This is a genomic window from Christiangramia aquimixticola, from assembly GCF_048285835.1.
GTDB lineage: Bacteria > Bacteroidota > Bacteroidia > Flavobacteriales > Flavobacteriaceae > Christiangramia > Christiangramia aquimixticola.
This window is the reverse complement of sequence record NZ_JBLVTL010000007.1, coordinates 37,078-58,609: the sequence shown is the minus strand read 5'-3', so window position 1 is coordinate 58,609 and position 21,532 is coordinate 37,078. Positions and strand designations below refer to the sequence as shown.

The 21,532-nt window shown below is 37.8% G+C and carries 24 protein-coding genes, 1 rRNA gene and 1 other RNA gene; 14 read left to right on the top strand and 12 right to left on the bottom strand.

Annotated elements, in window-relative coordinates:
• Positions 1-80: ribosomal RNA gene (rrf, locus tag ACNKXV_RS13155) — 5S ribosomal RNA — on the top strand; the annotation flags it as partial.
• A 376-nt stretch (positions 81-456) separates the two neighbouring features.
• On the opposite strand, the gene ACNKXV_RS13150 is transcribed toward rrf, so the two are convergent.
• Together ACNKXV_RS13150 and ACNKXV_RS13145 are read right to left on the bottom strand one after the other, a co-directional pair.
• Positions 457-885 carry a DUF4268 domain-containing protein gene (locus ACNKXV_RS13150; RefSeq protein WP_417908202.1) on the bottom strand — a complete coding sequence of 143 codons (429 nt, stop codon included), beginning with the start codon at positions 883-885 and terminating at the stop codon, positions 457-459.
• Positions 886-1,533, bottom strand: coding sequence for a ZIP family metal transporter (locus ACNKXV_RS13145; RefSeq protein ID WP_417908201.1), 648 nt, complete (start codon positions 1,531-1,533; stop codon positions 886-888).
• Between the two features lie 145 nt (positions 1,534-1,678).
• Here ACNKXV_RS13145 and ACNKXV_RS13140 point away from each other — a divergent pair, with 145 nt between their 5' ends.
• Positions 1,679-2,836 (top strand): THUMP domain-containing class I SAM-dependent RNA methyltransferase, encoded by a 1,158-nt coding sequence (locus tag ACNKXV_RS13140; protein WP_417908200.1) that lies wholly within the window; start codon positions 1,679-1,681, stop codon positions 2,834-2,836.
• On the opposite strand, the gene ACNKXV_RS13135 is transcribed toward ACNKXV_RS13140, so the two are convergent.
• Genes ACNKXV_RS13135 through rlmD form a run of 3 tightly spaced genes read right to left on the bottom strand, consistent with a single transcriptional unit; the run spans position 2,833 to position 5,493 of the window.
• A complete protein-coding gene (locus tag ACNKXV_RS13135) occupies positions 2,833-3,537 on the bottom strand; it encodes a DUF6048 family protein (RefSeq protein WP_417908199.1) in 705 nt (234 codons plus the stop codon). The genes ACNKXV_RS13140 and ACNKXV_RS13135 overlap by 4 nt on opposite strands.
• A complete protein-coding gene (locus tag ACNKXV_RS13130) occupies positions 3,518-4,024 on the bottom strand; it encodes a DUF6452 family protein (RefSeq protein WP_417908198.1) in 507 nt (168 codons plus the stop codon). Before ACNKXV_RS13130 ends, ACNKXV_RS13135 begins: the two co-directional genes overlap by 20 nt.
• Positions 4,025-4,083: 59 nt before the next feature.
• A complete protein-coding gene (gene rlmD, locus ACNKXV_RS13125; RefSeq protein WP_417908197.1) occupies positions 4,084-5,493 on the bottom strand; it encodes a 23S rRNA (uracil(1939)-C(5))-methyltransferase RlmD in 1,410 nt (469 codons plus the stop codon).
• 172 nt (positions 5,494-5,665) lie between these two features.
• Here rlmD and rocD point away from each other — a divergent pair, with 172 nt between their 5' ends.
• On the top strand, positions 5,666-6,949 hold the full coding sequence (gene rocD / locus ACNKXV_RS13120) for an ornithine--oxo-acid transaminase (protein ID WP_417908196.1): 1,284 nt from the start codon (positions 5,666-5,668) through the stop codon (positions 6,947-6,949).
• Positions 6,950-7,017: 68 nt separating this feature from the next.
• On the opposite strand, the gene ACNKXV_RS13115 is transcribed toward rocD, so the two are convergent.
• The 3 genes from ACNKXV_RS13115 to ACNKXV_RS13105 are packed head-to-tail and all read right to left on the bottom strand — an operon-like array spanning position 7,018 to position 9,401.
• Complete coding sequence (locus ACNKXV_RS13115; protein ID WP_417908195.1) at positions 7,018-7,344, bottom strand: CCC motif membrane protein; 327 nt, start codon at positions 7,342-7,344, stop codon at positions 7,018-7,020.
• 12 nt (positions 7,345-7,356) lie between these two features.
• A complete protein-coding gene (locus ACNKXV_RS13110) occupies positions 7,357-7,650 on the bottom strand; it encodes a DUF2752 domain-containing protein (protein ID WP_417908194.1) in 294 nt (97 codons plus the stop codon).
• Positions 7,647-9,401, bottom strand: coding sequence for a T9SS type A sorting domain-containing protein (locus ACNKXV_RS13105; RefSeq protein WP_417908193.1), 1,755 nt, complete (start codon positions 9,399-9,401; stop codon positions 7,647-7,649). Before ACNKXV_RS13105 ends, ACNKXV_RS13110 begins: the two co-directional genes overlap by 4 nt.
• A 76-nt stretch (positions 9,402-9,477) precedes the next feature.
• Between ACNKXV_RS13105 and ACNKXV_RS13100 the strand changes: the two genes are divergently transcribed.
• Both ACNKXV_RS13100 and ACNKXV_RS13095 read left to right on the top strand, forming a co-directional pair.
• Entirely contained in the window at positions 9,478-9,675 is a 198-nt protein-coding gene (locus ACNKXV_RS13100; protein ID WP_417908192.1) for a hypothetical protein, read from the top strand.
• A 2-nt stretch (positions 9,676-9,677) separates the two neighbouring features.
• Positions 9,678-10,229: a Smr/MutS family protein gene (locus ACNKXV_RS13095; RefSeq protein ID WP_417908191.1), complete on the top strand. Its 552-nt coding sequence runs from the start codon at positions 9,678-9,680 to the stop codon at positions 10,227-10,229.
• Positions 10,230-10,242: 13 nt separating this feature from the next.
• On the opposite strand, the gene ACNKXV_RS13090 is transcribed toward ACNKXV_RS13095, so the two are convergent.
• Positions 10,243-11,220, bottom strand: coding sequence for a hypothetical protein (locus ACNKXV_RS13090; protein WP_417908190.1), 978 nt, complete (start codon positions 11,218-11,220; stop codon positions 10,243-10,245).
• An 88-nt stretch (positions 11,221-11,308) separates the two neighbouring features.
• On the opposite strand from ACNKXV_RS13090, the gene ACNKXV_RS13085 reads away from it, so the two are divergent.
• On the top strand, positions 11,309-12,457 hold the full coding sequence (locus tag ACNKXV_RS13085; RefSeq protein ID WP_417908189.1) for a cysteine desulfurase family protein: 1,149 nt from the start codon (positions 11,309-11,311) through the stop codon (positions 12,455-12,457).
• An 85-nt stretch (positions 12,458-12,542) separates the two neighbouring features.
• Here the strand turns inward: ACNKXV_RS13085 and ACNKXV_RS13080 are convergent, their stop codons facing one another.
• Positions 12,543-14,231: a M23 family metallopeptidase gene (locus ACNKXV_RS13080; protein ID WP_417908188.1), complete on the bottom strand. Its 1,689-nt coding sequence runs from the start codon at positions 14,229-14,231 to the stop codon at positions 12,543-12,545.
• A gap of 184 nt (positions 14,232-14,415) precedes the next feature.
• Here ACNKXV_RS13080 and ACNKXV_RS13075 point away from each other — a divergent pair, with 184 nt between their 5' ends.
• The 4 genes from ACNKXV_RS13075 to rny all read left to right on the top strand — a co-directional run bounded on the left by ACNKXV_RS13075 (position 14,416) and on the right by rny (position 16,792).
• On the top strand, positions 14,416-14,706 hold the full coding sequence (locus tag ACNKXV_RS13075) for a hypothetical protein (RefSeq protein WP_417908187.1): 291 nt from the start codon (positions 14,416-14,418) through the stop codon (positions 14,704-14,706).
• 8 nt (positions 14,707-14,714) lie between these two features.
• A complete protein-coding gene (locus ACNKXV_RS13070; protein WP_252115810.1) occupies positions 14,715-15,008 on the top strand; it encodes a cell division protein ZapA in 294 nt (97 codons plus the stop codon).
• Between the two features lie 50 nt (positions 15,009-15,058).
• Positions 15,059-15,176: non-coding RNA, 6S RNA (ssrS, locus tag ACNKXV_RS13065), on the top strand.
• A gap of 53 nt (positions 15,177-15,229) precedes the next feature.
• Positions 15,230-16,792: a ribonuclease Y gene (rny, locus tag ACNKXV_RS13060; protein WP_417908186.1), complete on the top strand. Its 1,563-nt coding sequence runs from the start codon at positions 15,230-15,232 to the stop codon at positions 16,790-16,792.
• A 116-nt stretch (positions 16,793-16,908) separates the two neighbouring features.
• On the opposite strand, the gene ACNKXV_RS13055 is transcribed toward rny, so the two are convergent.
• On the bottom strand, positions 16,909-17,856 hold the full coding sequence (locus ACNKXV_RS13055) for an aldo/keto reductase (RefSeq protein ID WP_417908185.1): 948 nt from the start codon (positions 17,854-17,856) through the stop codon (positions 16,909-16,911).
• Between the two features lie 78 nt (positions 17,857-17,934).
• Positions 17,935-18,831, bottom strand: coding sequence for a site-specific tyrosine recombinase/integron integrase (xerA, locus tag ACNKXV_RS13050; protein ID WP_417908184.1), 897 nt, complete (start codon positions 18,829-18,831; stop codon positions 17,935-17,937).
• Between the two features lie 112 nt (positions 18,832-18,943).
• Between xerA and ACNKXV_RS13045 the strand changes: the two genes are divergently transcribed.
• The 4 genes from ACNKXV_RS13045 (at position 18,944) to ACNKXV_RS13030 (ending at position 21,480) form a co-directional block, all read left to right on the top strand.
• Positions 18,944-19,549 (top strand): porin family protein, encoded by a 606-nt coding sequence (locus ACNKXV_RS13045; protein ID WP_417908183.1) that lies wholly within the window; start codon positions 18,944-18,946, stop codon positions 19,547-19,549.
• Between the two features lie 138 nt (positions 19,550-19,687).
• Entirely contained in the window at positions 19,688-20,260 is a 573-nt protein-coding gene (locus tag ACNKXV_RS13040) for a hypothetical protein (RefSeq protein WP_417908182.1), read from the top strand.
• A 61-nt stretch (positions 20,261-20,321) separates the two neighbouring features.
• Complete coding sequence (gene aroQ / locus ACNKXV_RS13035; RefSeq protein WP_417908181.1) at positions 20,322-20,744, top strand: type II 3-dehydroquinate dehydratase; 423 nt, start codon at positions 20,322-20,324, stop codon at positions 20,742-20,744.
• Positions 20,737-21,480 carry a Dph6-related ATP pyrophosphatase gene (locus ACNKXV_RS13030; RefSeq protein ID WP_417908180.1) on the top strand — a complete coding sequence of 248 codons (744 nt, stop codon included), beginning with the start codon at positions 20,737-20,739 and terminating at the stop codon, positions 21,478-21,480. The genes aroQ and ACNKXV_RS13030 overlap by 8 nt, the downstream gene beginning before the upstream one ends.
• Positions 21,481-21,532: the final 52 nt, after the last annotated feature.

Below are 21,532 nucleotides of genomic sequence, written 5' to 3'. Positions count from 1 at the left end.
TTCCCATCCCGAACAGAGTAGTTAAGCCCGTTAGCGCAGATGGTACTGCTGTATTGTGGGAGAGTATGTCGCCGCCTTCTTCTTGAAAACCCCTTCAGATCTCTGAAGGGGTTTTTTTATACCCTAATTTTAAATATACTTCCTATAATCCGCTTCAGGATTAACAACCATATAACAAAAAAAGAAAGCAGCCCGGTGGCTGCTTTTGTTGTTTTGTTGGATTGGTATAAATGGCTTAAAGTATATCAGCCTTAGTACATTCTATTTATTTATTTATTCCTGATCTCAGGTTGTGACCAATTTATTCAATCCATATTTAAGGTAAGCTCGTATTTAATTCAGAAGGATTTAAGTTGTGGAAGAACTAATAGAAGTTGAATTTTCCCCCCAGGATATGAGTGGGTTGACTTATTAACCAGAATTGGATCTAAACCAAATAGCGGAAATGGAAATTATCTACTCTTTAATAAAATCCTCGAAATCCTTATAGAACTCTTCGAGCAATAACATGTTTTTGGATAGGAACTTTTTAACCTCCGGCCAGTCCTTTTGCTTGTGGATACTTACATTTTCTAATTCCACATAAACCCGGGAAACTAGTTTTCCCTCAGGGAGTTGGTAGTTTTCTTCCAGGATCGCTTCAGGCAAATAACTTTCCTTTAAAACAGTTTCCAGTGACTGTAGTTTTTCGAAATAATAATTTCTTATTAATTCATCATCATCGGTTACATCTAACGATACCTGCGCCACTTTCCTGTCAAAAGTGAACTTCAGCTGGATTTCTTTCTTTTTGGTATTATATAAGATCCATTTATGAGGATATTCTTTTCCAAAGCTGGTCCAGAATTCCTGTCTTATTTTCTTTGATTCCTCTCTGCTAAACATCTATATAAAATATGCTAGTAGTATTCCTAATATAACTACTCCCAGTTTGGATGCATTAAATGAATGATTTTTGGAAGATTCAAATAAGATAGTAGTCGATACATGAAGAAAAACCCCAATTACTATAGCGTTGATATAAGGTACATATTGATTGATAATTTCAATATTATTCTTTAACCAGCTTCCTAAAGGGGTCATTAAAGCAAACAACCCAAGGAATAAAAATACTTTAAGCTTACTTAGCTTACTTTGAACTAAAAATACCGATAAGATAGCTGCCACCGGAATTTTATGTACTACAACGCCGTTTAAAAGATGATTGTCTTTATCTAATGGAAAACCCTCCAATAACGAGTGTAAACTTAAACTTAGAAAAAGCATGATTGGAAATGCTCTGGTATTCTCCTTAAAATGCATGTGTCCATGTTCGACTCCCTTAGAGACGAATTCAAGACTTATTTGTAATAATAATCCCAGCATGATAAATAAGCCTATATCAGTATCTGCCGTCTCGTAAACTTCCGGCAGTAATTCTAATACGGTTACAGAGAGTAAATATGCTCCACTAAAAGCAAGAAGTAATTTAAAACCTGAAGAGCTTCCCGGTTTGAAAAATATCGATATAAAATATCCGGCTATAACAGCCAAAATTGGGAGTAGGTAAATATAAATTTGTGCCGGCAAGGTTATTCCTTTTGATATATAAAGAATTGAACAATCTCGTGAACTATCCCTTAATTATTATAGTTTCGGACAAAATTAACTTATTTTTGTGGTTCTTTAAAGCAGGAATATGGATAACTACAGAATGATCGCCAAGACCTTATTTGGTTTTGAATCTATTTTAGCAAAGGAATTGCTTGATCTTGGAGCAATGGACATCAAGGAGGGTAATAGAATGGTCAGCTTCGTTGGTGATAAAGGCTTTATGTATAAGGCTAATCTTTGTTTGCGAACAGCAATCAAAATTCTAAAACCGTACGAGAGTTTTAAAGTAAATTCTGAACAGGAGCTTTATGATAATATCAAAAAGCTGCCCTGGGAAAAGTTTATGGACGTGAATGGAACTCTGGCAATAGACTCTGCCGTGCATTCAGATATTTTCACCCATTCTCAATATGTTGCCCTTAAATCCAAAGATGCTATCGTGGATAGATTCCGCGAAAAATTTGGGAAACGTCCGGATGTAGATCTTGATTTTCCAGATTTGCGTATCAATATTCATATTGAACAAAATTTTTGTAATGTATCCTTTGATAGCTCTGGAGACTCACTTCACAAAAGAGGTTACCGTTCAGCAACGAATATTGCACCTATCAACGAAGTGTTGGCAGCAGGAATGCTTTTAATGTCTGGTTGGGATGGGCAGTGTGACTTTCTGGATCCTATGTGCGGAAGTGGAACCATTCCTATTGAAGCTGCCATGATCGCCTGCAATATTCCGCCGAATTTAAACCGAAAGGAATTTGCGTTCGAAAAATGGAATGACTGGGATGAAGATCTTTATGAGAAAATTGAAGAATCTGCCTTGAAAAAGGTTAGAGATTTCCATTTCAAGATCAAAGGATTTGACAAGGCACCTTCTGCAGTTATGAAGGCGACAGAGAATGTCAAGAATGCAAACCTTTCAGATTTTGTAACTATTGAGCAGCGTAGTTTCTTTGAATCTCAGAAACAAACTGAAGGATATCTTCATATGCTTTTCAATCCGCCGTATGGGGAACGTCTGGAAATAGATGTTGAAGACTTTTACGGTAAAATAGGGGATACCCTTAAACAGGGATATCCGGGAACTCATGCCTGGTTTATCGCAACTAATTTTGATGCAATCAAAAGTGTAGGTTTAAGAGCATCAAGAAAGATCAAACTTTTTAACGGACCATTGGAAGGAAGACTACTAAAGTATGTCCTGTATGAAGGTTCTAAAAAGAAAAGCAAGCAAATAGATTAATTTCTGGCTTTACGATAAAAAGGGATCATATAGGACACTGAATACCCAAATCCGGCGCCAAATTCGCTGGAATCATAAGTTCGGCCAAAACCTGGAATTGCGAGGTTATCAAAATTCTCTGGTGCTTTTTGACTGATCCTTCTTTTAAGCTGAACATTGGCCGAAAGAAAAAGGTTCTTTAAAACTTCAACTTTCACTCCAACCATAACTTCTGCCCAGCTTGCGGTCAATCCGGATGATTCAGCATCATTGGTGATTAGATGTGGTCCAAAATAATCGCTTGAAGTATAGATCTGGTATTCTTCCAGGGTTTGGGAAAAAGTTGCAAAGCCATACCGAATTCCAACAAATATTGCGTTTTGCATATCCAGCCAGTTTTCATAGGCATTATAATCACCACCTAATTTAATATAGCTTCCGTTGGTATAAGTTTGGATATTATCACCTTCAAAGGTTATTTGTTCATTCCCAAGTTCCCCGGCGATGTAAAAATTCTCATAGATACGGTAGTCTCCAACAACTTCAAATCCGCTGTAGGAATCATCCAGAACAGATCTAAGAGGTTTACTCAGGTCTACCCCTAGGCGAATACCATATTTTTCATTAAAAACAGTAGTGTCCTTTACAGTTTGTTGCTGTTGCGCCTGTGCCGAAAAAAACACAAAAAGGAAAAAGATTAAACTAGAAGAATATCGATACATGGGCATTATTTTGATCTTCAATATTAACCTGTTCTACTTCAATATCCTGAATCCAGGCTCCATCACTTCCAATATCGTGGGAAACCTTTAATCCTGTAAAATTCATTTTATAGGCACATGCTCTGTTGATGTACTCTTCATTTCGACCATAGGTAAATGTAAGTATATCTGTATTTTCAACCTGTTCCTGAGAGGTTTCTTCACCTTCTTCAGGAATATTGTCTGTATTCACGGTAAACTCAAAAGTTGTGATATCAGCACTTGTTTTTAAAGGAATTGCCAGGCTATCTTTAGAATATCTAAAATAGGTAATGGTTTCATCCTGCCCGCTTCTTATAGTTACGTAACCTTCAATTTCCGGATCTTTAATACTAAGATTTTGAGGCGCAACAGGATCAAATGGATCCACATTTTCATAAAATCTAAGGATTAGAAAAGGTGTGGTATCTGTAGATTCAGGACATATATCATCCCTTTGGCAGCTCAAAAAGGAGAGGCATACTAATAAAATAAGACTAAATCGAAGACTGGATCTCATCATAAAATTTATCGCTTTTCCAAACACACCACATTCTCTACGTGGTGCGTTTGAGGAAACATATCTACTGCCTGTACCCGGGTAACTTTATAATGTTCATCAAGAAGTGCAAGGTCCCTAGCCTGGGTTGCCGAGTTACAGCTAACATATACAATACGTTCCGGCAATATACCAATAATTTGAGCCACCACATCTTTATGCATTCCATCCCGGGGTGGATCGGTTATAATCACATCAGGATGACCATGTTGATCAATAAAACTTTGGGTAAATACTTTACGCATATCTCCTACAAAGAATTCGGTATTATCGATATTGTTACGTTCAGCATTCTCCTTCGCATCTTTAATGGCCTCAGGAACAGCTTCAACTCCAACTACCTTTTTCGCATTCCGGGCTACAAACTGAGCAATAGTTCCGGTTCCGGTATAAAGATCGTAAACCAGTTCATCACCTTTTAAATTGGCATAATCGCGGGTGATTTTATACAGGTTATAAGCCTGGTCTGAATTTGTTTGGTAAAATGATTTCGCATTGATCTTAAATTTAAGACCTTCCATTTCTTCAAAAATATGATCGCGGCCTTTGTAGCAAATTACTTCCTGATCATAAATCGTATCATTCCCTTTAGGATTTACCACATATTGCAGGGAAGTTATTTGTGGAAATTCTGCAGAAATTGCATTTAGCAATAATTCTCTTTTTTCTTTATTCTCCTGAAAAAATTGAACAAGAACCATGATCTCTCCGGTAGAAGAGGTTCTTATCATTAAGGTTCTTAATAATCCTTCCTGATTTCTCGTGTTGAAAAATGAAATATCATTTGCCGTGGCGAATTCTTTTACAAAATTCCTGATGGCATTGCTGGGATCTGCCTGTAAATGACATTTTTTAATGTCCAGAATTTTATCCCACATTCCCGGGATATGAAAACCAAGAGCATTCCTGTTTTCTATATTTTCTCCGCTTTGAATTTCCTTCTGGGTAAGCCATCGGCTATCGCTAAAGGAGAATTCCATTTTATTCCGGTAATAGTAAATTTCTTCACTCCCAAGAATAGGAGTCACCTCCGGTAATTCAATTTTTCCTAATCTGCGAAGATTGTTTTCAACCTCATTCTGCTTATACTCAAGCTGAAATTTATAATCCATATTCTGCCATTTGCAACCCCCACAGGTTCCAAAATGCTGGCACACAGGTTCTGTTCTTTTATCTGAAAGTGTATGAAATTCTACAGCTGTTCCTTTATAATAGGATTTTCTTTTCTGGGTGGTTTGTACATCGACTACATCTCCCGGAACTGCATTGTCTATAAATATAACCCGACCATCCGGTGATTTTGCAATTGCTTTTCCTTTTGCACCTGCATCGGTCACCTCAATATCTGTAAAAAGTTTGTTCTTGTTTCTTCTTCCCATAGCGCAAAAATAGGATAATTAACAAGATTTAAAGAGAGGGCACTTGAAATTTTCCGTAAACATTTAGTAATTTGCAGGAATTCAATTTTGGGATGATTTCTCTCCCTTTTCGTTACTTTTCAGCCGAAGAAAGAAGGAATTAAAAAACATTAATTCAAAATTCATAACTAACATGCCATTACCTAAGATCAACTCTTCAGAAGAAGCCATTAAACTTGAAGACCAGCATGGAGCACATAATTATCATCCATTGCCAGCCGTTTTAAGTCGCGGGGAAGGTGTTCATGTTTGGGATGTAGAGGGTAATAAATATTACGATTTTCTTTCTGCATATTCCGCAGTTAATCAAGGGCATTGTCATCCAAAAATCGTCAACGCTTTACATGAACAGGCTTCAAAACTTGCTTTGACTTCAAGAGCTTTCCATAACGACATTTTGGGAGCTTATGAGCAGTACGCCACCGAATATTTTGGGTTCGATAAACTGTTACCAATGAACACGGGAGCAGAAGCTGTAGAAACCGCTATTAAAATTGCCAGAAAATGGGCCTATGAGAAAAAGGGGGTAAAGGAAACTGAAGCACAGATCATCGTTTGTGAGAATAATTTCCATGGAAGAACAACGACCATTATCTCTTTTTCTAATGATGAAGGAGCAAGAAAGAACTTTGGACCTTATACTCCAGGGTTTATTAAAATAAATTATGACGATCCTGAAGCTCTTGAGAAAGCTATCGCTTCAAATCCAAATGTTGCAGGATTCCTGGTAGAACCTATCCAGGGTGAAGCGGGTGTTTATACACCGTCTGACGATTATATGAGACGCGCGAAAGAGATCTGTGAAAAGAACAATGTGCTTTTCATGGCCGATGAAATCCAAACGGGAATTGCCAGAACAGGTGGTTTGCTTGCTGTTTGTGGACATTGTACCTGTGAAAATCATTGTGAAAGACAGCCGGAAACCTACACCAAACCTGATATCCTGATCCTTGGAAAAGCGTTATCTGGTGGAAATTACCCTGTTTCTGCAGTGCTTGCAGATAATGAAATTATGGAGGTAATCCAGCCGGGACAACATGGTTCAACATTTGGAGGAAATCCTGTAGCTGCGGCGGTAGCTGTTGCGGCCCTGGATGTTGTAAAAGATGAAAATCTTATTCAGAATGCAAGAAAGCTTGGAAACCTTTTTAGAAGGTTGCTGGATGATTATATAAGAGAGTCAAATATCGTAGAATTGGTAAGAGGGCGTGGTCTCTTGAATGCCATTGTAATTAATGATTCTGAAGATAGCTCTACGGCCTGGGATATCTGTATGGCATTAAAAGAGAACGGACTTCTCGCAAAGCCAACACATGGTAATATTATTAGATTCGCTCCACCACTTGTAATGACAGAGGAGCAGTTGAGAGATTGTGTTGATATTATCATTAAGACGTTGAAGCAGTTCGAAAAATAAACCGCTTTGAACATTATTCCATAAAAAAATCCCGCTTCTGCGGGATTTTTCATTTGAGGGATATTTTATTAACCCCCATATTCTCTAAGAATCTCTCTTTGCATTTCCTCAATACCTTCAAAGCTTCCATAAGCGATCAAACTTATAATAGTTCCCAGAACAGAAAGCACACTTAAAACCAGCCCGATAATTGCCAGGATTCTTCCGGTTTTTACATTTTGATATCCTGTATATAATTCAGGATCTGCATTGTAGATTTCTATGGCACGTTTGGACATAACCAGTGCTATGATCCCGAATACGACTCCTGCTATCCCGTAACAGCAGCAGCCTACGATAGATAAAATTCCAAATACGAGGATAAGGGTTGAATTAGGTAGTTCTCTTTTTTCCATTTAGGTTGTTGGTTAGTTGAAAAGTTGATAAAGCTTAAGGATATATGCACCGCCAATAATAACAGCGTTGAATACTATAAGGCCTATTTTTATACTGTAATCGAATTTAAATTTATAAAAAAGATTGACAATAAGAAATATGAAAAGGACGAGAAGGGAGTAAATTGCCGGATACATAAAAAAAGCTTCTTCAAATCTTCCCTGAATTAACAGGGATAAAGCCCGTTGTCCACCGCATCCTGTACATTCCACCCCAAACAGAGATTTATTCATACAGGGCAACATATACTCTTCTATAGTATTCAATTTTTTACACTAATTTTTTTAGAGATCTCAATATTGTCCTTTGTTCTTACCTTCACAATATAGACAGCATTGCTCAAATTATATGTAGAAATTATAAAATCTTTTTTGCCGGCTTTAAAATTCTCAACTTTTACCAGCTTCCCATTGAGATCAAATATTCCAACAGAACTTAATCCAGATTCGTAAAGCACTGCTACTTCAAGTTGATGTTCTAAATTATTCTGAAAAATTTCAATAGAATTCAATAGTACTCTGGCCGGTTTTTTTAGTTCTGCCGGGACTTCTTTATCTGTCTGATTAATTACCTCTTCAGGTAACTTTTCAATATAACTTACATAAAATCTTTCCCTGTAATCTCCCGCCGGCAGGTTTAATTTTAAAGCTCCATTGGTGATTCCATAATATAAATCCTGAGAAGCATCGTAAATGAAGAATCTATCAGGAGTAAAATTTAAAAATTCAGCAATAGAAAATTCAATATCTGCTTCTGCTTCAAGACTTAAATGAAGCGGGATGAGTTCTTTTTCCTTTTTTGGGCGCACATTGATTACATAATCTTTCAGCGCAATTTCCCAGTTGATATCTGTTTTGGGATAATCCATCTTTCTAGCATCCATAGCGTGATCTTCTTCCATGGTGGAGGAATCTTCGAAAGCAAGAATAAGTTGTTTTTTGGTAGAATTACTGAATTCTATATTCATTTTTACCAGGGAAATCTGATCTTCAGAAGATTTAAATACCGATTTTTCTTTTTGATTCCCTGCATATAGCCGGTGAGAATTATCAAACAATACCACTCCATCTGTTTTTCCAATTATCATGAAGCCCTGGGCGATAGGAGATGTCTTGCGATCTATATATATTCCAGACTCACCGGTGGTATAACCGTCGCCAGTGCGTTTAAAAATAGGAGGTAAGTATTGCCCTGTCCCCGGAGAATAGGTGCCATAGCCGCCTACATAATCTGAGACATAATGAGAATTAGTCGCGGCTTTGGAATCCCAGAAATAGGCGATCCCGGTTGTGGCTTTATTGTCTTTTAGAAATTTATTCAGGTCGATGGCAGATGGATAGGGATTGCCCAACAACAGGATTTGATCTTTTTTGACAGAGATCTCAATTTTTCCATTATTCGGAAGCCCTCGAAAATCATACGTCTGAGCTGCGCCGGGATTTATAATTTCTTCTTCGATCTGGTTTAAATTAACTCCATCAACTCCTTTCATGGAAAAACCTTCTCCCGGCAACAAGTCAAAATATTTACCTAAGTATTGCCAGTTAGAGTATCCTGTCCCCGAAAATGTGTAGATCCAATTGCTGGAAATGGCTAAAGGTGAGGCCTTGCCATCGAGAGAGGAAATGAGTTTGGCATTTTTGCTGAGCGTATTGGTAATGGGCTCATAAATATAATCGTTTAAACTAAAATTTGGAGAACTAACGGCTACGGGTAAACCCCAGTAATTATAATCATAAGATCCGGTGGTTCCCTTTTGGAAAACTGAAATTTTACCATTGCCTTTATTAGGAATATTAGAGTTGAAGCCCTGTAATAATTGCGCCTGCTTTCGCAGGTATAAGCTGGCCTGGGTATGTTCCTTTTTATTTAAATAAAGATTTATATCTTTCTCTACAAAGAGCAGCCTGTCCCGAACATAGAGATAGCTGTCACCCTCAGCAGAAGGTGATATATGCAATTGAGCAAAACAAATTCCCTGACTAAAAATCAGGAAAAAAAGCAGTGCGTACTTCATTAAAGCTATAGATTTGTATAAAAATAAAGAATAATATTTATCAAAAACCCTGTTTTTGATTTTTAACTTATTGAAAATGAAGAATTCACAGGTCGTAAATACCATTCTTATAATAGTTGGAGGTGCCTTATTGTTGTACGCAATTTCGGTTGAAGATGTGAGTCCCTATTTTAAAATTGTAGGACTTATCATAATTATGCTGGGACTTTACAGAGCCACTAATTATTGGGTGGCAACTAAGGATGACCATCAGGATAATAATGAAGAGCTTTAAATATGGATATTAAACCCGGAGATAAAGTAGAATTGCTGGATGATGCCTTAAGCGGGGTTGTGGAGAGTTTATCCGGTAAAGAGGTGGTGATGAGAACTGAAGATGGTTTTTTAATGAACTTTCCATTGGACCAAATTGTAAAGATTGATAAGGACATCGAGGACCTTGGACCTGTTCAAAATTTTGATCTGAACGAAGTCATTAAGGATAAAACACCTGAAAAAGTTAACCGGTCAGTTAGAAGAAGATCTAAAGAGAGAGCTGCTCCTCCCATGGAAGTTGACCTGCATATCCATCAGCTGGTTAAGTCTTCCCGCGGAATGTCCAATCATGAAATGCTGAATTTGCAACTGGATACCGCCCGTCACAAACTGGAATTCGCTGTGAGAAAACGCATTCAAAAAATCGTTTTTATTCACGGGGTAGGAGAGGGTGTTTTAAAAATGGAGCTGGAATATCTTCTAAGCCGGTACTCCAATGTAAAATTCTATGACGCCGATTATCAGAAATATGGCTTAGGCGCCACTGAAGTTTACATCTATCAGAATGCCTGATATTTAAAGCAAATTACTGCTCCTGGCATTCGATGTCCTGCAGCGGGCATTGATCGAAATCTATTCCACTTGCTCTTAGTGTTCCAAAATTATAGGTAACATACTGTATGGATTCACTTGAACCTACCTTGGTTAATTTCAGGTTTTCGATAAGGATCTGGTAACCATAATTCCGCTGTATATCATGGCTAATAAACTTATTGTGGGTTAAACTAAAAGTTTGCTGGTCATTGAGGTAATTTGGTATTCCGTCACCCGTACTTGAAAAGCTTTCAGGATTTAATTCACTTCCTTCTTCAACTTCAAGCCTGGTAAGTACATTATCATTATCATCGTCATTATCGAGGTAATTCGGGATGCCATCTTCATCGGTATCACGGTAACCATCACTGGTAACAGGATCATTTACATTATTGGTGATTTCTATGCTGGTAGGAACATTATCGCCATCATCATCTTTATCAAGATAATCTGGAATTCCGTCTTCATCTGTATCCCAAAGATCGGTTCCCTGGGCATTCCAGCCTTCATTGATATTTTTTAAACCGTCCCTGTCCGGATCGGCATTTGCAGTTTCGTCAATAAATCCGGTTTTTACAATAACCGTAGCTCCGGTACCGCTTACCCATTCCTCGATCACCTGTGGTGAACTTGGTGGAACTACCTGGCAAAAATACTGGTCTCCGTTTAAGCTGGAGCTGTAGATTCTATAAATAACACGATTGTTTCCGGTTAATGGAAAACTGATTTCTTCCTGAGAAGGTGGTAATAGTGTGCCGTCTTCATCTGTAACCCATTGATTGTTACTGAATTCCAATGAAATCGATTCAGATACATCATCGTCGTTTACAGCATAGATAACATTTCCGTTTGAGCCTTCACAAAATTTAAAAGTACTGTCTTCAAAATCGAAGCTGGTCACAATAATTTCCCCGTCATCACAGGAAGTGAAAAGGCTTAACAAAAAAATACCTGTTAGTAAACGTCTCATGAAGCTGCTTTTTCAACAAAAATAAAGGAATCAAACTTATGAGGAAGAGAAGTAGGAAATTATTTTATTTCAGTTATTTTTGGGACCTATGAAAAATGTTTACTTTGATTCAGCAGCTACTACCCAGGTAAGGGAGGAAGTGGTCGATAGAATGACCCGCGTTTTAAAAGAAAATTATGGAAACCCTTCATCAACGCATAGTTATGGAAGGTCTTCTAAATCTTTGATCGAGCAGGCCCGTAAAACCGTGGCAGGTATTCTTAATGTGAAAGCTTCAGAAATTGTTTTCACATCTGGTGGTACCGAGGCAGATAATCTTGCCCTTAATTCTGCCGTACGGGATCTTGGCGTTGAACGAATTATTACTTCCAAAATTGAACATCACGCAGTTCTTTATACCGTAAAACAACTTCAGGAATGCTTTGATGTTGAGCTGGAATATGTGGCGATCGATTCTTCCGGACATATAAATATGGAGGATCTCGAAAGCCGACTTAAAGCTTCAGATAAAAAGACTTTGGTTAGTCTTATGCATGTGAATAATGAGATTGGAAATAAGCTCGATCTTAAAAAAACGGCTGAACTTATAAAATCGCATGGAGCATTATTTCATTCAGATACAGTGCAATCCATAGGTCATTACAAACTTGATTTGAATGATATCCCTGTAGATTTCACCGCGGTTAGTGCCCATAAATTCCATGGCCCTAAAGGTGCCGGATTTGCCTTTGTGAGAAGGAATTCCGGATTAAAACCATTAATCTTTGGTGGAGAGCAGGAGCGTGGTCATCGTGCGGGAACAGAAGGGGTTCATAATATTGTAGGTCTCGTAGAAGCATTGAAACTTGCTTATGAAAATCTTGAAGAAGAGCAGGAATATATTTGTTCTCTAAAAGATTATTTTATAAAAAGTCTGAAGGAAGAGATACCCGGAGTTAAATTTAACGGGGCTTGTGAGGACAATGATAACAGTACTTATACTCTGTTGAATGTTTGTCTTCCGGTTACTGAAGAAAAAGCCTTAATGCTTTTGTTCCAACTGGATTTAAAAGGGATCGCCTGTTCTAAAGGTAGTGCCTGTCAAAGCGGAAGTGATCAGGGCTCCCATGTTTTAAATGCATTTTGCTGTGAAGAGGATTTGAAGAGACCATCTTTAAGATTTTCCTTCTCACGTTACAATACAAAAGAAGAGGTAGATTATGTGGTGAAAGTCTTGAAGGAATTCATTGAATCATAAATTTACCAGATCACTATAAAAAACGCCGAATATTATTCGGCGTTTTTTTATGCGTAAACTGGAATTTTTAAACCTTATATAGCTGCTATTTCCTGAAGAACTTTGCAGTGTAAGTAGTGGTGTTTCCAACATTATCGGTAACTATTACTTTAAGTTCATTTTCGGTTTCTGTAACCACTTCATCACTAAAATAATGCGTTAGTGTATTGTTCTTGTATTCATATTCCATTAAAATGAATTTTCCGTTTACGGTAGCCCGGTAACCCTGAATCCCGGAAAGGTCATCAGAGATCTTAACCTTTAAAGTTTCGTTGCCCGATATCCACTGGCCGTCATAGAAATTTACGGGACTTATTTTTGGGGCAATCGTATCCTTCATAAGTTTGAATTTCCCAAAAGTTCTGGTGCCGGTAGTAAAACGGTTTCCTTTTTTATAGGTCGTGGAATAGCTCGCTCTACCTTTATCTGATATTTGAGCTATAAATAACTTTTCTTTCTCTTCTTCGGAATATTCACTAACATCAAATCCTACGGTCATATTCGAATGTAGCGGAATTACATCCTCATGAACTTTTACCATTTCATCACTGAAACTAATATCCAGATAAGCATCTTCATATAGACTCTCTGCCGGAATATAAACATCCATTTTCTCTCCTTTGACAGAAAGACCACTTCCTCTGGTAGCAAAATATTCTGTTTTTGGAGTTTCCTTAGGTTGAATTTTGTTACTGATTTGTCCTTTGATAGGTATTCTAACCAACCTTTCATTTCCTTTAAGATCGGTTACTTTGATGGTGTATTGGTAATCAAGACTGTCCTTGATATTTAAAATTCCATCATTTTCAGCTTTCTGAATAATGCTTAAAGGATTGCGTGGAGAGCGAAACAGCTTTTGTACCCGGCTTTTGTTTTTAGTATAATACTCATAATCGATTAGCTGATTCAAATGACGGGTTTCGGCAAATGAAAATTTAGAAAAGTTCAGCTCATAAACAGGATCTCCGTTTAGGCCGGCTTCGATTTTAAAAACGCCATTATTGTTGTAGGCACCATCCTGCTGATCTATGGTTGAGATTCCAAAACCAATTTCACCACAGGCTTCTAACTGGCCGGTGGTAAAACTTCCGTCTTCCAGCGGAATTAATCTTAATTTTTGACGGCTGGTAGCGTTGTTAACGTGAGCATCTTTTCCTAGTGGATAAGCAAATAGTCCCTGTACCAATGGAGCTCTGGAATCTGGTACATCCAGCCCAAATAATTGCGCGTTCATAGGTCTTTGTGAGCCATCACGAATTTCAAAATGCAAATGCGGCCCACCGCTGCCGCCGGTGTTCCCACTGTAAGCGATCACTTCGCCCTGTTCAACCTTTAATTCTCCTGCCTCAGGAAATAATTCAATTTCATAGGATTCTTTTGCATACTGCTGTTTGCGCAGGTATTCTTTAAATTTTGGCGCCAGTTTTTGCAGGTGCCCGTAAACTGTTGTGTAACCATTTGGGTGCTGAATATACAGGGCTTTTCCATACCCGTAATGCTGAATATTTATTCGGCTAATATAACCCGCTGCCGAGGCTTTTACGGCAAGTCCCTCTCTTTGCTGCGTCTTTATATCGAGGCCGCTGTGAAAATGGTTGGATCTTAGTTCCCCAAAGGTCCCGGCAAGGACTATGGGCACATCCAGGGGGTTGGCGAAATAATCTTTTGGTAAGTTTTCCTGGGCATAATTAGTTGTGAATAGGGCAAGGCATAACAGGCAAATAACATTCTTCATAGATCTGGGTAATTTCTTTTTTTATAGCTGCTGTAAAGTTAATTAAACTTGGCTCAAAATTAAATGGCTTGACATCAGAGAATTATCAGGATTGTTGATTATTATTTTAAAACTGCTAAAAAAGTATTGGGATATTAGAAAGCGTATGTTAACTTTGTAAGGGTTCACATCGGTTTATAGGCTTATGAGTGAAATAACAGAAATAGTTGATAACCTTGAGAATAGAATTAGCAAGCTGCTTCATAATTACGAAATTATGAAACAGGCTAATGAATCTCTTCAGGAAGAATTGACGACTGTTAAATCTGAATACCAGAAACTGGAAGGAGATTTACAACTTTCCAAAGATCAGATTCAGACCTTGAAAGCTGCGAATGCGATGCTTGGCAGTACCGACCATAAAAGAGAAACGAAGCTCAAAATAAATAGTCTGATCAGAGAGATCGATCAGTGTATTGTTCAGTTATCTGAATAATTTACAACATGGAAGATAAACTGAAGATCAAAATATCGATAGCAGACCGCGTATATCCGCTAACTATTCAACCAAGCCAGGAAGAAGGTTTGCGTAAAGCCGCGAAAAAGATCGAAGCGATGATCAAACAATTTGAGCAGAATTATGCCGTAAGGGATAAACAGGATGTTCTGGCAATGTGTGCATTGCAGTTCGCCGCCCAGACCGAGCAGAAAAATATTGACAAATCAAGCGAGATGATTGAAGCAGAAGAGAAATTAAGGTCCCTTAATGATCTGTTGCAGCAACATTTAACTTCATAAGTTCTTTAAATAAAATAAGGTTACTGCCTGTATTAGTGCTATTTTGATAAACTCAACACGAATTCTTTAAAGAGGGTGAGTCGAGGTTGTAAAAGCGTGCCGTGTCCCTTTTTGGGAGAGCGGATTCTTGATCAACTTGTTAACCCTAAACTTGATTTTAAGGAGTTTAATACAAATCACAGCTAATACAGGCTTTTTTTTACAATTAATTTAAATAAATAATGGACATATTAACTATAGTTATTGCCGCAGTAGTAGGTCTTGCACTTGGATTTGCTATTGCAAAAATGCTGGAAAAAAAGCAGGCTTCCAATACTATCGCTAATGCGAAAAAAGAAGCATCCTCAATTCTTAAAGAAGCCAGGGCTGAAGGGGAAAGTATTAAAAAAGATAAAATCCTTCAGGCTAAAGAAAAGTTCATTGAACTTAAATCTGAACACGAAAAGGTGATCCTTTCCCGTGACAAGAAAATCAATGATGCAGAAAAGCGTATCAAGGATAAAGAATCTCACGTTTCCAACGAATTGAGCAAGAATAAAAAGCTTAATAAAGACCTTGAAGGAAAACTGGCTGATTATAATCACCGTGTAGAGTTTCTGGAAAAGAAACAGGAGGAAATTGAAAAACTGCACAATAGTAAAGTTCAGCAATTAGAGGTTATCTCAGGTCTTTCTGCTGAAGATGCCAAAGCACAGTTGATCGAATCTTTAAAAGATTCAGCTAAAGCAGATGCCATGTCTTTAATTCAGGATACGGTGGAAGAGGCGAAGCTTACAGCTCAACAGGAAGCGAAAAAGATCATTATCAATACCATACAGCGAATTGGAACAGAAGAAGCAATAGATAACTGTGTTTCTGTTTTCAACCTTGAAAGTGATGATGTAAAAGGTAGAATTATTGGTAGAGAAGGTCGTAACATTCGTGCGCTGGAAGCAGCAACCGGTGTAGAGATCATTGTTGATGATACTCCGGAAGCGATTATTCTTAGCTGTTTTGATTCGGTTAGAAGAGAGGTAGCGAGACTATCTCTTCACAAACTGGTGACCGATGGTCGTATCCACCCTGCCCGTATTGAAGAAGTGGTTAAAAAGACCAGAAAGCAAATTGACGAAGAAATTATCGATATAGGTAAGCGTACAGTTATTGACCTTGGTATTCACGGTTTACAACCTGAACTTATCAAGATGGTAGGTAGAATGAAGTATCGTTCTTCTTACGGTCAAAACCTGCTACAACACTCAAGAGAAGTTGCAAAACTTTGTGGAGTGATGGCAGCAGAACTAGGACTTAATCCTAAACTTGCGAAACGTGCCGGATTACTGCACGATATTGGTAAAGTTCCTGAAACCGAAACTGAAGTGCCTCACGCAATCCTTGGAATGCAATGGGCAGAGAAACATGGAGAAAAGCCGGAAGTTTGTAACGCGATTGGAGCTCACCATGATGAGATAGAAATGAATTCATTGCTTTCGCCTATAGTTCAGGTGTGTGATGCGATTAGTGGAGCAAGACCGGGCGCAAGAAGACAGGTGCTGGATTCTTACATCCAGAGACTTAAAGATCTTGAAGAGATCGCCTTTGGATTTGGTGGAGTTAAGAAAGCATACGCCATCCAGGCGGGTAGAGAATTACGTGTGATCGTAGAAAGTGAAAAGGTATCTGACGAAAAGGCTGCGAACCTTTCTTTTGAGATTTCTCAAAAGATCCAGACAGATATGACTTATCCTGGTCAGGTTAAGATCACGGTTATTCGTGAAACCAGAGCTGTGAACGTGGCAAAATAATAGAATACATCTTCCATAAATGAAAAAGGCCGTTCAATTTGAACGGCCTTTTTTATATATATCTCTAAATTTAAGCGTCATGCTGAACTTGTTTCAGCATCCCATCTAAACTGCTATTAATCATCATATATATTCTCATAAGAATTTCCTTCAACCTCAAAGAATTTACCATTTACATACCTGAAATGATAATCAAGATCGGCGATCTCCTTCATGTCGTCTTCATCCAGCTGATATCCTGCACTCATTAGATTTTGTTTGATCCTTTCCTCATTCGTGGATTTTGGGATAACTGCGGTGCCTCGCTGTTCGCTCCACTTGATCAGGATCTGTCCGGCAGAAGCTCCGTGCTTTTTTGCAATTTTCTTAATTACCGGGTTTTCCAGTAAAGAAGGTTCGTCTGCCGCTTTCATGGCATCTGGCCTGTCACCACTTCCCAGAGGAGAGTAAGCTGTTACGTTTATTTTATTCCTGCTGCAGAACTCCAGTAATTTATTCTGTTGCAAATAAGGATGCAATTCTACCTGATTCATTTCAGGTGTATGATCGGTTTCCTTCATTAAAGATTCCAGAGTAGGAATACTAAAATTGGAAACTCCAATATGCTTTACCAGACCCTGTTCTTTAGCTTTCACCATTTCATTCCAGGTTTCGATCAAAGGGACTTCTTCAAGAGAAAGATAGTCCTCTGCTTTTTCAGGGAAAGAAACTTCCGGTTTAAAAGCCACAGGCCAGTGGATCAAATACAGATCCAGATAATCCAGTTGCAAATCTTTCAGGGTTTGCTTTAGGGCTGGGATTACATCTTCCTTTTTGTGAGCGTTATTCCATAATTTGGATGTGATCCAGATATCCTCCCTTTTGACTTCTCCTTTGCTGAAAACTTCAGAAAAAGCTTCACCTACTTCAGCTTCATTTCCATAGGTTGCAGCGCAATCTATATGTTTATACCCATTATTAAGTGCGATTTTAACCGCTTCGGTGACCTCGCCCGGTTCAGACTTCCAGGTTCCCAGGCCAATCGCGTCCATCGTATCTCCGTTCTTAAATTTTAATTTATTCATTGTTAGTTTTTTTTCTGAATATAATAAATAGGAATGCCGGCTAAAACTAATTTCCCGGCTTTAGCAGAATTTTAATATCTATTTGCGGGGATGAAAACTTTCCATTACTTCTCTAAGATGCGATCTATCTACATGAACATAAACCTCGGTTGTAGTAATGCTTTCATGACCTAACATTTGCTGTATGGCCCTTAGATCGGCTCCATTTTCAAGAAGATGAGTCGCGAAGGAATGTCTAAAGGTATGCGGACTTATTTTCTTCCTAATTCCGGCAGCTTCGGTAAGTCTTCTCACAATTGTAAAGATCATGGCTCTGGTGAGCTTGTTTCCTCTTCGGTTAAGAAAAAGCGTATCTGTCGCTTCGGGCTTAATATCCTGATGTATCCTTATTTCATCTTTATAGATATTGATCAGTTTTATGGTATAGTCTGAAATTGGGACAAAACGTTGTTTATCGCCTTTCCCGGTTACTTTTATAAAACCTTCTTCGAAGTAGAGGTCAGAAATTTTTAATTCGGTTAGTTCAGAAACCCGTAACCCGCAACCATAAAGCGTTTCAATAATGGCGCGATTTCTTTCTCCTTCCTTCTTGCTAAGGTCTATTGCACCAATAATTCTGTCGATTTCTTTAAGGGAAATGGTATCCGGTAACTTTCGGCCTATTCGTGGTGATTCAAGAAGATCCATGGGATTACCCGGTCTGTAATCCTCAAAAACCATATAATTGAAAAAACTTCGTAAACCTGAGATAAGCCTGGACTGGGATCGGGCATTCAGGGTCTCAGATACACTATAAATAAACTCCTGAATAGTTTCTGAAGAAATATTGATGGGATTGATTTGAATTTCTTTCTCTTTTAGAAACCTGATAAGTTTTATCACATCCAGACTATAATTCTGGATAGAGTTTGAAGAAAGTCCGCGTTCAAGCTTTAAAAAGTGCTGATAATCTTTAAGGGCATTTTCCCAATTCATATGTTAAAGATAGGAATTAGAAAGCGCTTAGTCTTAATAATACTTTATGCTTCCGTAAGTTTTTTTTAACAGGTTGTAGGCTACATTTGACCCAACAAAAAAATCTAAAAACATGAAAAAGACTTTTTTATTAATAGCGATTGCGATTGTAGGATTGAGTAATTCTGTAAATGCACAGGAGTATTGGAATTTTGGGGTAAAAGGAGGGGTGAATTTCACCAATATGACCTCGAATGGTTTCAAGGAAAAGAACAGTAGAACAGGGTTTCATTTAGGACTGCTGGCTGAAATTCCGGTAAGTGACCGTTTCTCTGTACAGCCTGAGGTATTGTATTCCACTCAGGGGACCGAGGCTACCAGAATGTTCTCCGGTGACCGTATCCATGGGGAATATCAACTGGACTATGTTCAGGTGCCGGTAATTGCTAAATTCTACGTACTTGATGGTTTAGCCCTGGAAGCAGGACCTTCTTTTAATTTCCTTGTTGAAGAAGAATATGATTTTGAAAGTAATAGTCTTTCATTAGAGCAGGATTCTGAACTTGGAAGCACCTTTGAATTAGGAGGTGCAGTAGGTCTGTCTTACAAATTTAATAATGGGTTCTTCCTTAATGGTAGATATGCTTTAGGTTTTACTGATGCTTTTGATGATAGTAACTTTGACAGTGATGCTATTAAAAATAGTGGATTTCAACTTGGAGTTGGTTTTCAGTTCTAATTAGATCTTAAACTTAATTTTAAAAAGCGGAGATTAATTCTCCGCTTTTTTTATGTATAGACGTTATAATTCAAAAATTTTTATAGTTTAGCTGAAATACTAATCAAAACCGGTATTAATCCAATTTAAATCAATTAAATGTTTAAAAAACTTAGTTTAATTGCATTATTTGCAATGATGACCTATTCTGCTAATGCGCAGGAAACTCAGACCGAAGTAAAAACTTCCAAATTTGGATTTACTTCCGGAGTTATTACTTCAAAATTTGAATTGGCCAACGTTGGTCAGATAAAAGAAAAATACAATCCCGGTGGTCATGACGGAGATGGAATTTATATAGGATTAACTTTCGATATAGATTTCAATGAAAATTTTGGATTAAATTCTGAGCTGCTCTATGCAAAACTGGATGAATCTGACAGATATCTCTTATCAACTTCATTAAAATACCGACTGTTTAATTCAAAATTTTATTCTTTGGGAGGTCTGGAGCTTAATTATTTAGGCAGTAATCCAAAAAACGCTCTTGGTGAAGAAAATGTAAAAAGAGCCGGTCTTAATGGATTATTTGGATTAGAATATCAATTTAGTAATCGTTTTTCGGTTTATAGCAATTTTAGTGTTGAAATGACCAATAGGCTAAAAGGAGATGACGGAGCCACCAACCATGGTTATCACAACGGACGACTGGGCGTAAAATTTAAATTTTAGAAAATGAAGAGCAGGTTTTTAACCTGCTTTTTTTATGTCTTAAATTTAATACATTTACCCTATGAAACTACTTATACTTAATGGGCCTAACTTAAATCTTCTTGGTACCCGAGAACCTGAGAAATATGGAAACACCAGTTTTGAAGATCACTTTTCAAAGCTTCAGTTCAAATTTAGAAATATTGAGCTGTCTTATGAACAGACTAATATTGAAGGTGAATTGATTAGTCTTATCCAGGAGGCGAGAAAAGTTTTTGATGGTATCATTTTAAATGCAGCTGCTTACACCCATACTTCTGTGGGAATAGGAGATGCGGTAGCCGCAATAGATATTCCGGTGGTAGAGGTTCATATCTCAAACACTTTCTCCAGAGAAGACTTCAGGCATAAATCTTTTATTTCTCCCAATGCTAAAGGAGTGATCGTTGGCTTTGGCCTGCAGAGTTATGATCTGGCAATTGAAAGTTTTATAAAAAATGAATAAAACATATCTAAACTGGAGCAGTGGAAAAGACTCCGCTTTGGCTTTATATTATTCTCTGCAAAATGATAATTTAAAAGTTGAAAAACTTTTCACCACGCTTAATAAAGAGGTAGATCGTGTTACTATGCATGGTGTAAGAAGAGAGCTTTTGTTAAAGCAGGCTGAGGCTCTGGACCTGCCAATTATGATATCTGAATTGGACACGCAGGTTAGTATGGAAGCCTATAATTGTACCATGCAAAATGCTACTGCCCGTCTTAAAGATGAAGGATATACTCATAGTCTCTTCGGAGATATTTTCCTCGAAGACCTCAGGAAATATCGCGAACAACAATTAGCCGAAACAGGAATTATAGCTGAATTCCCATTATGGAAAAAAAATACTCATGGATTAATGCAGGAATTCATTCAGCTTGGATTTAAGGCAATCGTGGTTTGTACCAGTTCCAAATACCTGGATGATTCTTTCTGCGGAAGAATCATAGATGAAAAATTTTTAAGTGATCTGCCGGAGAATGTCGATCCCTGCGGAGAAAATGGAGAGTTCCATACCTTCGTGTTTGATGGACCTATTTTTAAAGAGCCGGTGCAATATGAAGTAGGAGAGAAGGTGAGAAGATCTTATAAGCCTGCAGGAAATAAAGAAGATAATTGTTTTAAAACAGATGATTGTTTTAAGGAAGAAACTGCATCCTGGGATATAGAATTCTGTTTTTGTGACCTTCTTCCTATGTAGGTTTCACGTAGATCCTGAAACAAGTTCAGGATGACGATTTATATCAAATGAT